This window comes from Acinetobacter albensis (assembly GCF_900095025.1).
GTDB lineage: Bacteria > Pseudomonadota > Gammaproteobacteria > Pseudomonadales > Moraxellaceae > Acinetobacter > Acinetobacter albensis.
Window position 1 is genome coordinate 241890 of record NZ_FMBK01000002.1, and the last position, 11034, is coordinate 252923.

The 11034-nt window shown below is 37.3% G+C and carries 11 protein-coding genes; 3 read left to right on the top strand and 8 right to left on the bottom strand.

The window, feature by feature from the left end:
• The first annotated feature begins 138 nt into the window (after positions 1-138).
• Positions 139-354 carry a hypothetical protein gene (locus GA0116959_RS02405; protein ID WP_053580060.1) on the top strand — a complete coding sequence of 72 codons (216 nt, stop codon included), beginning with the start codon at positions 139-141 and terminating at the stop codon, positions 352-354.
• Between the two features lie 61 nt (positions 355-415).
• Here the strand turns inward: GA0116959_RS02405 and GA0116959_RS02410 are convergent, their stop codons facing one another.
• The gene (locus GA0116959_RS02410; protein WP_092717995.1) at positions 416-823 is read right to left on the bottom strand and encodes an OsmC family protein; all 408 of its coding nucleotides are present in this window, start codon (positions 821-823) and stop codon (positions 416-418) included.
• Positions 824-1118: 295 nt separating this feature from the next.
• On the opposite strand from GA0116959_RS02410, the gene GA0116959_RS02415 reads away from it, so the two are divergent.
• The gene (locus tag GA0116959_RS02415) at positions 1119-1703 is read left to right on the top strand and encodes a YceI family protein (RefSeq protein WP_092717998.1); all 585 of its coding nucleotides are present in this window, start codon (positions 1119-1121) and stop codon (positions 1701-1703) included.
• 60 nt (positions 1704-1763) lie between these two features.
• Here the strand turns inward: GA0116959_RS02415 and GA0116959_RS02420 are convergent, their stop codons facing one another.
• The 7 genes from GA0116959_RS02420 to GA0116959_RS02450 all read right to left on the bottom strand — a co-directional run bounded on the left by GA0116959_RS02420 (position 1764) and on the right by GA0116959_RS02450 (position 9194).
• A complete protein-coding gene (locus GA0116959_RS02420) occupies positions 1764-2384 on the bottom strand; it encodes a LysE family transporter (RefSeq protein ID WP_092718001.1) in 621 nt (206 codons plus the stop codon).
• A 61-nt stretch (positions 2385-2445) separates the two neighbouring features.
• On the bottom strand, positions 2446-3165 hold the full coding sequence (locus GA0116959_RS02425; RefSeq protein ID WP_092718004.1) for a glutamine amidotransferase: 720 nt from the start codon (positions 3163-3165) through the stop codon (positions 2446-2448).
• A 333-nt stretch (positions 3166-3498) separates the two neighbouring features.
• Positions 3499-5010: an acetaldehyde dehydrogenase ExaC gene (gene exaC, locus GA0116959_RS02430; protein WP_092718007.1), complete on the bottom strand. Its 1512-nt coding sequence runs from the start codon at positions 5008-5010 to the stop codon at positions 3499-3501.
• Between the two features lie 498 nt (positions 5011-5508).
• The gene (locus GA0116959_RS02435; protein ID WP_092718009.1) at positions 5509-6477 is read right to left on the bottom strand and encodes an alpha/beta hydrolase; all 969 of its coding nucleotides are present in this window, start codon (positions 6475-6477) and stop codon (positions 5509-5511) included.
• A gap of 39 nt (positions 6478-6516) precedes the next feature.
• Positions 6517-7347 carry an SDR family NAD(P)-dependent oxidoreductase gene (locus tag GA0116959_RS02440; RefSeq protein ID WP_092718012.1) on the bottom strand — a complete coding sequence of 277 codons (831 nt, stop codon included), beginning with the start codon at positions 7345-7347 and terminating at the stop codon, positions 6517-6519.
• A 260-nt stretch (positions 7348-7607) separates the two neighbouring features.
• Positions 7608-8603, bottom strand: coding sequence for an ABC transporter substrate-binding protein (locus GA0116959_RS02445; protein ID WP_092718015.1), 996 nt, complete (start codon positions 8601-8603; stop codon positions 7608-7610).
• 3 nt (positions 8604-8606) lie between these two features.
• Positions 8607-9194, bottom strand: a complete 588-nt coding sequence (locus GA0116959_RS02450) for an ANTAR domain-containing response regulator (RefSeq protein ID WP_092718018.1) — start codon at positions 9192-9194, stop codon at positions 8607-8609.
• A gap of 444 nt (positions 9195-9638) precedes the next feature.
• Here GA0116959_RS02450 and GA0116959_RS02455 point away from each other — a divergent pair, with 444 nt between their 5' ends.
• Entirely contained in the window at positions 9639-11012 is a 1374-nt protein-coding gene (locus GA0116959_RS02455) for an MFS transporter (RefSeq protein WP_092718021.1), read from the top strand.
• The last annotated feature ends 22 nt before the right edge of the window (positions 11013-11034 follow it).

Below are 11034 nucleotides of genomic sequence, written 5' to 3' on the forward strand. Positions count from 1 at the left end.
TATTGTGTGATGACCAATGAATTCTGCTGTTTAAAATTTACTAAATATGACTGGCAGTTTTGATCGGAAAGTATATAGTTGCAGCATTCATTCCGTATACATCTAGCTATGGTTTCATAAACCATAAGTGAGGAAATTATGAGCCTTTATGAACAGATTAGTGATGAAATCACTTTGATGGATGTGGGCGAGCAAAAGTGGATTGGACAGGATTTGCCTCTTGAATCCATGATGGCAGTCGTACTCATGTTGAAAGAACTTGATGAAGAGAAAGTCATTAAAGTTCGTCGACAAAATCGTGAAAAAAATACGGGTTTAAAACAGATTGATCGTGTTTTGGTTGAAAAGTTATAAATATTTAAAAATCCTTTAAAAGCCCCATCTGGGGCTTTTATTATTTGAGCTCACTTATTTTCTAAAGTGTTAATTGAGTCTGAATATGAATAGTGGAGGTGAGTAATTTATGAACGGGACAGTTTTCAGCCACTTTCAATAAGCGTTTATGCTGCTCTTCAGTAAAATTGCCTTTTAAAGTAATTTTACGTTCAATGATATTTTGGCCTATTTCAGGGTCACCCGCTGGATTTAAAACTAAATCGACTTGAACATGTTCTAACGTTATTTCTTTATGATCTGCATACATTTGTAAAGTGACTGTTGTACATGCACCTAAAGCTGAAAGCAAAAGTTGTATTGGGTTGGGAGCTGTATCTTGTCCACCTTTTGAGAGAGGTTCGTCTACATACCAAGTATGACCTGAAGGATCAGTAAGTGTAACGCGATAGGGTGTGGTTGTATTTTGAGCTTGCACGCTATGAATCATAAGAATTATTTTTTAAAAAATGATCTAGATATAGAAAACTTTATAGTGCATGAAGACTGTTTGTTTTTTGTATTAAATTATTCTCAGATAATCAGTAAAAACAATATTTTTATAAATTATTTTTAAAATCTATATTTTTATCAATTGCTTAGTTTTATCTATTATTTTTAAATATCAGACATTAATAAAGCCCTATAGATTGTTCTATTCTTGCAACATATCGTTTTATCAAGAGCAGTGAATTAAGATAGGAAAGGTATAAACTCATCACTATTCGAAAACGAGATAAAAACACATGAACTTAAAAGCAATCACTTTAGGCTTGGCAGTTGCATCAATTGCAACATTCTCTATCGCAAAACCTGTTGCGTACAAAATTGACCCAACCCATACTGCCACTGTTTTTTCTTGGAATCATTTAGGCTTCTCTACGCCTTCTGCCAACTTTACTGATATTCAAGGCACAATTAACGTTGACAATGAAAAGCCTGCCAATTCTTCAGTGAATGTGACTATTCCTGTTAGCAGTATCAATTCAAATGTGCCTGCTTTAGACAAAGAGTTTCAACAAGAGGGTTGGTTTGATGCAGCCAAATATCCAAACATTACTTTTAAAAGTACCAAACTAGAAACCAAAGATAAAAAGCATTTTAAAATCACGGGTGATTTAACCGTCAAAGGTATTACTAAACCCGTTGTATTGGATGCTGTACTAAACAAACGCGGTATTCATCCAATGAGTAAATTGGATACAGTGGGTTTTAATGCAACCACCTCTTTTAATCGTTCAGCATTTGGCATTGGTAACCTTGTACCGAATGTAGGCGATAAAATTACGGTCAATATCACCACTGAAGCATCGGTTGCTGCTCCTAAATAAATAACGCTTGTGTAATAAAAAAGCACCCTAACTTTAGGGTGCTTTTTTAATTTTTTAATTTTAATCACGATTGAGAATCAAATAACAGCCAAAGCTAATAAAAATACCGCCAGTCAGACCATCAATCCATTGGCTTAAACGTTGATATGCGCTATTCATTTTCTGCCAAGAAAATAAATACGCGACCAGTGCAAACCAAATCAAGCTTTCAATCCAGATGAGAGTCAATAAAGAACTTTGAGTGCTTAAGGGTAAATCTGCATTGATTGCCAAAGAAAAAACACTACTAAAATAAACCAAGGCTTTCGGATTTGCCATATTGGTGAAAAAGCCTTGTAATAATAAAGAAGTTTTGGATTTAGGCGCACTAGCTAAATTTTGAAGCGTTATAGGTTTTTGATTAAATGCAGATTTTAATAATTGGATGCCCAAGTAGAAAAGATAGACCCCACCCAAAATAATTAATGCCTGTTGTAACCAAGCAATTTTTTGAAAGAGAAAATGCAAACCACTCAGCGCACAAATCGCCCAGACCAAAATACTTAAGGAAATTCCTAAAGCCGCGAACATAGCATGAGATCGAGATTGACGAATTGCACATTGAGTGACAAAGAAAAAATCTGGACCAGGACTGAGCAGGGCAAAAAAATGAATGATGGCAATACTTATAAAAAGTGTCATCGGATGACCTGATTCGTGGAAGATGACACTTTTATAATGTGCAAATTAAGGCTTGTACAGCTTAATTTTCAATGATCTGTTTTAAATATTGCTGAATAATTTTGCCTGACACTTGTTCTAGTGCTGAAGCATAACGAAGATTATCTGATCTGAGCGCTGAAATATTGATATTGGCTTGTCGAAGCTCACAGGTATGACCAATTAACCATTTTTCCAAACTTTCTCCCGCCACTTCAAGATGAAATTGTAAGGCTAAAATATTTTTTCCTATCGAAAAAGCCTGATGTGGATAAAGTGCTGAGCTTGCTAATAATTCAGCATGTTCAGGCAAATCGAAAGTATCGCCGTGCCAATGTAAGACAGGAGTGTTGCTTAACGCTGAAAGCAGATTATTTGCACTATCTGAAATATTCAGCGTACTCCAACCAATTTCTTTTTGATCTCCTGCATAAACTTTCGCACCCAAAGCATGTGCAATCAGTTGAGCACCCAAGCAAATGCCTAAAGTAGGTAAATTTTGTTTTAAACGTACTTTAAGTAAGTCTATTTCTTTTTGTAGGAAAGGGTAGTCGTTACTTTCATATACCCCAAGTGGGCCGCCTAAAATAATCAATAAGCCTTTATGCTGAAATGCTTTGGTTAAATCATCAACACCTGCTTCAAAATAACGTACCCGAAAGCCAAGTTGATAAAATACATCTTCTAATGCGCCTAAGTCCTCAAAGGCAAGATGTTGAACGGCATAAATAGTATCGGGAAAGTCTGTCGAAGTGCTGAGCATAAGAACGTTCAAAAAAATTGAAGAGAATAAGAATTTAGCCTGAATATAAAGAAAAATGAAGATATTAATGGAGGTTGAGTGAATATTTTTCAATTTAAGATTCATGCTTTCAGCGCTGAGCTTATTTAAGATTTTGGCAAAGAACTCAATAAAAATAACCACTTTTAAAATGAACAGATCATCTTTGATATTTAAAAATTATTTAATAGCTCAAAGATCATCCTTTTGTTATCGCAACAGATTGGCGCAAGTGTAAAGGAGCAATATAAAATAAAAAAGCGAACCAAAATTCGCTTTTTTATTTTATATTTAAATCATTAGAGGATTAATTTTTTAGAAAAATCCCATCGGTTTGGTTGCATAACTGACCAATAAGTTTTTGGTTTGTTGATAATGATCAAGCATCATTTTATGGTTTTCACGACCAATCCCTGATTTTTTATAACCTCCAAACGCGGCATGGGCAGGGTAAATATGATAACAGTTCGTCCATACTCTTCCAGCTTGAATGGCACGACCTGCTCGATAAGCCGTATGCGCTGAACGTGACCAAACTCCTGCACCTAAACCATAAATTGTGTCATTGGCAATTTGGATTGCATCGTCAAAATTTTTAAATGTCGCGACGGAAAGCACAGGGCCAAAAATTTCCTCTTGGAAAATTTTCATGTTATTTGTGCCTTTAAAAATGGTCGGCTCAATATAGAAACCTGCTCCAACTTCACTCCGGTCATTGCCACCTGTAAGCACTTGAGCACCTTCACTACGACCTGTGGCAATACAACCTAAAATTTTATCTTGCTGTTCTTGAGATGCTTGCGCACCAATCATGGTATCGGTATCCAGAGGATGACCCGTCTTAATCCGTTTTACCCGTTCAACTGCCATTTCTAGAAATTGATCAGCAATACTTTCCTGCACTAATGCACGAGAAGGGCAAGTGCAAATTTCACCTTGATTTAAGGCAAACATGGCAAAGCCTTCTAATGCTTTATCTAAATAATCATCATGTTGTGCCATCACGTCTTCAAAGAAAATGTTTGGTGATTTGCCACCCAATTCAAGCGTGACTGGAATAATATTTTCAGTTGCATACTGCATAATTTGCTGACCGACGGCAGTTGAACCCGTAAAAGCAATTTTGGCAATCCGTGGGTTGGTTGCAAGTGGCCGACCCACCTCGATCCCGTAACCATTGACGATGTTCAATACACCTTCAGGCAGCAAGTCTTGAATGAGTTCAGCCAATACCAAAATACTGGCAGGGGTTTGTTCAGCAGGCTTTAAAACAATGCAATTACCAGCAGCGAGCGCAGGGGCTAATTTCCACGTGGCCATGAGAATAGGGAAATTCCAAGGAATAATTTGCCCGACGACACCTAAAGGTTCATGAAAATGATAGGCAACAGTATCTTCATCAATTTCTGAAATACCACCTTCTTGGGCACGAATACAGCCTGCAAAATAGCGAAAGTGATCAATTGCTAAAGGAATATCAGCTGCTAAGGTTTCGCGAATAGGTTTGCCGTTATCCCAAGTTTCTGCAACTGCCAAAAGTTCTAAATTGGCTTCTAAACGGTCAGCAATTTTTAATAAAATATTGGAGCGAGTTGTAGGAGATGATTTATTCCACTGTGTTTTGGCTTTATGGGCCGCATCCAGTGCAAGTTCAATATCTTCAACTGATGAACGTGGAATTTTGGTAAAAACCTGACCATCAACAGGAGAAATATTGTCAAAGTATTCACCTTTTACAGGTGCTAACCATTGTCCACCAATAAAATTTTCATATTGAGTTTTAAACTGAATTTTTGAACCATCTTGATTAGGGTCGACATAACGCATATGTATATTCCTTTGCTTCTTATGATGTATTAAACCGTATCTACAATTTGCTATAAGGTACTTTTGTACATTACTGAATGAGCATACAGGGAATAAGGTCGCAAATAAGTGGAGGAAAAGAAGGGTTACAATCTTTGTCAGATATCCTTTAAAAATAAATCTGATCATGGGAATCATGAATGATGCTGAAAATGGAGAGTAAGAAAGGATAAAAAATAGGATGTAATTTGGAAGTGAGAGAAAAATAGGGCAGTCTAGGTAAATGAGCTGTGAATCGTTCTTTTCTTATTGAAATTGATCGGTTCTAACGGAGTTGAAAGATAAAATAAAGCATATTTTCTGCGTTGAAAGTTCCTGTATATTTTTTAGCATCTTTGATGTAGCAAGTTTTCCTAAAAAGATTGATGCAATAGAACAAGGAATGGAAATCATACCCAAAATATTCTATGCATCAAATTTGATTAAGCTCTAAAGAATAAGGTTTTTTTAAAAATTGCTTTATAGCCCTTTTTGTTTAAGCCATTCAAACAGCTGTTGATAGACATTTTCACGTACCGATCTTTCAGACAAAACTAAGTCATGGATGCCATTTTTTATTTCGCTAATGCTGACATCTCCTTTAATTTTTTTGGCGTACTTTTTAATATGTTGGACATCTAAAATCACATCACTTTTGAGGGCATCAGCATGCCATTTTTTTGGGTTTTTTGTCTGATGGGAATGCATGACTAATACAGGAATATTAAGATGCACCCCACGATGAATTTCTTTTTGTGCTTCAAAAATGGCCCTTACAAAACTTAAGCGAACCATAGGGTAGGCGGTTTTTTTCCATTCCAGATTAAAATCCCATTCGCCATTCATGGTTTTATGCAAACTAGGGACATAGAATTTATTCAACTCACTTGGAAATTTTAAATCTGGACAAAGTTTGCCAATACGACTTAAATTTGGAACACCCAATTTTTTCTTGATGGGGTTCATATTGAAGTCATAAAAAGGACTATTGACCCAAAGTGCTTTAATTAAAGGATGTTCTGGATGGTGGGCTGCATACAAGGTGGTGGTTAAACCACCAGTAGAATGTCCACTCAGCACAATAGCATCATGACCTTCAGCTGCAATGATATCAAGCGCTTGGCCAATTTCAGCATCATATTCGGCTAGGTCACGCACGTTATAATATTTTTGATGTGGTAGGTACGAGCGTCCATATTTGCGTAAATCAACGGCGTAAAAATCAAAACCATGTTGATTAAACTGCTCTGCCATTTCAGTTTGAAAGAAATAATCAATAAAACCATGAATATATAGGACGGCTTTATGGGTTGTTGATCCTGCCTTTTTACGGATTAAGGTTGCTGTGACTTGACCTTCATGATCATCGGGAAAATTTAAAGTGGCCTGTTCATAGCCCATTCCCAATATATCTTGTTGATAAAGCGGTTCAATGATTTTTCTGGTCATTTTGCTGTACCTTCGATGGAGACATCTAAGTTTTTAAAATTATAGATATTGTTTGATCAGATCATAAGACAGATCATAAAGTTGTTGCGCCAATTGCATGTCTTTAGACTTTGGCGAACGAAGTGCAGGTGTTTGCACACTGGCGTACTGTCCATTCTTTTTTGCCCATGATTTGTCTAAAGCCATTTTTTTAATGAGCTGAGCAGGTTTGCTGGCAGGAATTAAAGCCAAGGAAACCACTCGATATTGAAGTTTAGGCAGCTGACGATATAACTCAGAATCGACTACACCTGGATGGATCGCATTACTGGTCACATTGGAATGTTGAAGTTGTTTCGCCAACACATGACTAAACAATAAATTCTGCAATTTACTGCTGCCATAACTTGAAAAGGTATGATAAGCAGGATGATGATCTGCATGAAAATTTTCAGGCTGAATACGTCCAGCCCAGTGTGCCAGTGAAGATAAATGAATAATTCGACCTTGTTGCGCTTTTTTGAGCAAAGGTAACAATTTTAAGGTCCATAAATAATGGCCCAGATAATTTACCCCAAAATGTTTTTCAAAACCGTCTTCTGTACGCGCCAGATGGGTGGAAATGAATCCTGCATTGTTAATTAAAACATCAATATGATTATATTGAGATAAAATTTGATTGGCTGAATGGTTAACTTTTTCGAGACTATTTAAATCAAGTTCAATCAGATCAACTTGACCTTTGCCTTGTTGTTGCAAGAGCTGTCTGGCTTGCTGCGCTTTTTCCATATTTCTACAGGCCAGAATGACATGATGACCCTCATTTACAAACTGTTCCGCAGTTTTGAGCCCAATGCCTGCATTGGCGCCGGTAATTAGAATTGTTTTCATTATTTTAATTGCATTTTCTGTAAAGGTGGACTCATTTATAAACCGAATAGGGTCGATAGTGAATACTTATTCAGCATTTTCAAACATAAAAAAATATAATGACGAAGATCTTGCTTCAACAGGGACGATCTGTGATCCATTCTATATCTATCACTATTTCTATAGACGTATTTAGCTCATAGAGCAAAAACCTTTCATTTTTGAAGTTGTACTGCGTCGTTATTTTTCTGCATGAATAGGTTTTGGCTTTAAAAGGTCACTTATTCTTTTAAATATAAAATACAGTTTTGACTGATTTGTTCAATTTCTGCTATATCAATTTCAATTTGATCCCATTTCTGCATTTGTTCAATTAACCATTTAAAATCCTCACTTCGAGGTTTTGAAGATTCATGAACAAAGTAACGGATAATCATTTGAATGGAGTGAAATTTTTGTACATGAATACGATCAGAACATTGAAATTGAATAATATTAAACTCAATCAACATTTGCCAGACCGCTGTGTAATCTTCTAATATTTTGAGCTCTTGTTGTGCTTTTTGAATGGCTTGAACTAAAGCAAAATGGGTATGTGGATGTTGCTCAGCCCAATCTGCAGTAACAGCCAATACTTTATCTGCCACTGGGGGAATGATGTCTTGGCTTTCGGCTACAATCTGACTCATTCCAGAAAGTTCGGCTTGAGTATTCCATGGCTCACCCACACAAAAACCATCAATCACATGGTTACTCAAAGCTTCAAACATGTAGGGCGGCGGTAGTGTCGCCAGTTTGATATGTTGAGCAATATTGATGTTAGCTAAAGCCAACCACTCTCTTATACAATAATGGTGGATAGACTGCTGAAACACATGTGCTAACTGAATGGATTTCTGTTGTTGTAGTGCAGAGACTATTTTCTGTGCCGATTCCTGCGCGCTATCTTGCCTTGAAATATGGAGCTCAAAACATAATTTCTGACTTAAACTAATAAATGCACAATTTTGACTTAAAACCAAAGCCGTCTGTAAAGGAATGCCAAGCTGATCTTTACCTAATGCAGCAGCAGGCAGCATGGCAGATAAACAATGTGCTGCATCTAAGAAACCAAAAGCCAAGCGATCTCTTAAACTTGCCCAAGACGCTTCTTTGACCAAAGTGACCTTTAAACCCAGTTCATCAAAAAAACCGCGTTGCTTGGCCCACAGTATGGCCACACAATCCAACAAAGGAATGTAGCCGATTTGAATTTCATTTTTTTCTAAATCGGTCATAGTTCAATCCTTCAGTTGGTTTTGTAACAGTTGTTGAGCATCTAACAGGCGTCGCGACATTTCCCCAATGGTCATGCGATGACTCATGGCATTTTTTCTTAGCAGTTGAAATGCTTGATCTTCAGTTAAAGCATGTAAGTGCATCATCAAAACTTTGGCTTTTTCGACATCTTTACGGTCTGCCAATTTATTTTTCGTTTCTTCTAAATCACCCAATAATTTCTTATGTTTTTTAAATTGTTCAATTGAAATCTCTAAAATATTTTCCAATTTACTCGGATCAATACCATCGACGATATACGCCGTGACGCCTGCATCAATTGCATTTCTAATGGTATCTTTATGACTGTTTTTCGTAAATAAAACTGTGGGTAAATCGAATTGACTCACGCAACTCTCAATAACATCGCGCTGCGGATGATCCATATCTAACAAAATTACATCGGCATAGAGTTGCTCCAATCGGAACATATTTAAATGATCAATCGTCAAACAGGCGACGACATCGAAATGATGTTCGATCAAGGACGCTTTAATATAATTAGCACGCTCTTGATCATCATCAATCAATGCGATTTTAAGTTTTGGCATAAGGGCTAAACAACAGGCAAAGCCTGAAAAAAATTATAGTAAAAATAAAGCAATTACAGTGCCAAGATATTAATTATTATATTTAATTAATTAAATCAATAATCTAGATTTAACTCTATATTTTTGTGCACTGTCTTAAAGCAAAAATGCGCTATGAGAATGCAGGATCTGGAGTGTTTTTAGTTGCTCCCTAGGGTTTGGCTCTCTGAAATAACACTTCTATAAGCTTAAACACAATAGATAGAAATTATAAAAATTATTATTTATAAATAGGTTATCTAATTTTTTATTTACTTGGCACGGTGTTTGCATTATTTAATTTGAGTCAAAGACGACTCTAAAAAATTTGTAAGACGGCCAACGACGTCCGTTCTGATCGAATCTGATATGCAGCAACCCGCATAGCAGATAACCCTACACGTTCAGTTCAGGAAGGAGATGACAATGTCTTCAAATTTATATGCTAAAAAAGCCACAAAAATAAGTCTTTTTAACTTCAGCAGCGCAGCGACACGAGCCTTCCATATGAGTTGGCTCGCTTTTTTTGTCTGTTTCTTTGCATGGTTTGCCTGCGCACCTTTAATGCCTGTTATTGCTGGTGAATTTCATCTGACGAAAGATCAAATTGCCAATATTAATATTGCTGCCGTTGCTATCACTATTTTGGTGCGTCTGATTGTGGGTCCACTCTGTGATAAGTATGGTCCTCGAAAAACCTACACGGCATTGCTCATTATCGGCAGTATTCCAGTCTTTGGCGTGGCATCGGCCAACAGCTATGAATCTTTCTTGTTCTTCCGTTTATTGATTGGTGCGATTGGTGCCAGTTTTGTCATTACTCAATATCACACCAGTATTATGTTTGCGCCAAATGTCGTGGGAACTGCAAATGCAACCACAGCAGGTTGGGGAAATGCAGGCGGTGGTGCAACGCAAGCACTGATGCCACTGATGCTGGCGGCTTTGGTCATGTTTGGTGTCGAGCAAGCCATGGGCTGGAGAATTGCACTCATTGTGCCGGGTGTATTAATGCTGATAGTGGGTGCAATGTACTGGAAATTTACCCAAGACTGCCCACAAGGTGATTTTAAAGAACTCCGTGCAGAAGGTGTACAGGTCGGTAGTGATAAAAAAGGCGGTTTAGCTATTTTAAAACATGCAGCCAAAAACTACCGCGTATGGATATTGTTTGGTGCTTATGCAGCGTGTTTTGGAATTGAAATTTTTATTCACAATATTATTGCACTGTATTTTGTTGACCACTTTCAGTTCGGTTTAAAAGAAGCTGGTTTTGCTGCGGGGATCTTTGGATTGCTAGCACTATTTGCCCGTGCTTTGGGCGGAATTGTTTCAGATAAAATCGCGATTAAAAAAGGCTTGGATGGGCGTACCAAAGTTTTGTTCAGCATGATTTTGCTGGAAGGTGTGTTCTTAATTTTATTCTCACAAATGAATACCGCCATTCTCGCCATTCTTGTGATGACCGTATTTGCATTGTTCACTCATATGGCTTGCGGTGCAACCTATGCACTTGTTCCATTCATTGATCGTGATGCTTTAGGGGGTGTAGCAGGCATTATCGGAGCGGGTGGTAACGTTGGTGCAGTTGCAGCAGGTTTCTTGCTTAAAGGAATGTTAGACATTCAAACCACGCTCATGATTTTGGGTGGTTTAGTGGTTATTTCGGCCAGTTGTGTGTTGATGATTCGCTTCTCTGTTGAACATAAAGAGAAAGAACAAAAGTTATTTGATGCCGCAGTACTTGAGCGTCAAAGCCTTGAACAAAACGCATCAGCCACTATCAAGCAAAGCGTTTAAGTCGAAGCATAACGATAAGAAT

Bases quoted from the DNA above. Each gene is read 5' to 3' on its own strand.
- GA0116959_RS02415 (WP_092717998.1), top strand. From the start codon at position 1,119: ATGAACTTAAAAGCAATCACTTTAGGCTTGGCAGTTGCATCAATTGCA.
- exaC (WP_092718007.1), bottom strand. From the start codon at position 5,010: ATGCGTTATGTCGACCCTAATCAAGATGGTTCAAAAATTCAGTTTAAA.
- GA0116959_RS02410 (WP_092717995.1), bottom strand. From the start codon at position 823: ATGATTCATAGCGTGCAAGCTCAAAATACAACCACACCCTATCGCGTT.
- GA0116959_RS02425 (WP_092718004.1), bottom strand. From the start codon at position 3,165: ATGCTCAGCACTTCGACAGACTTTCCCGATACTATTTATGCCGTTCAA.
- GA0116959_RS02435 (WP_092718009.1), bottom strand. From the start codon at position 6,477: ATGACCAGAAAAATCATTGAACCGCTTTATCAACAAGATATATTGGGA.
- GA0116959_RS02450 (WP_092718018.1), bottom strand. From the start codon at position 9,194: ATGCCAAAACTTAAAATCGCATTGATTGATGATGATCAAGAGCGTGCT.
- GA0116959_RS02445 (WP_092718015.1), bottom strand. From the start codon at position 8,603: ATGACCGATTTAGAAAAAAATGAAATTCAAATCGGCTACATTCCTTTG.
- GA0116959_RS02420 (WP_092718001.1), bottom strand. From the start codon at position 2,384: ATGACACTTTTTATAAGTATTGCCATCATTCATTTTTTTGCCCTGCTC.
- GA0116959_RS02405 (WP_053580060.1), top strand. From the start codon at position 139: ATGAGCCTTTATGAACAGATTAGTGATGAAATCACTTTGATGGATGTG.
- GA0116959_RS02455 (WP_092718021.1), top strand. From the start codon at position 9,639: ATGTCTTCAAATTTATATGCTAAAAAAGCCACAAAAATAAGTCTTTTT.
- GA0116959_RS02440 (WP_092718012.1), bottom strand. From the start codon at position 7,347: ATGAAAACAATTCTAATTACCGGCGCCAATGCAGGCATTGGGCTCAAA.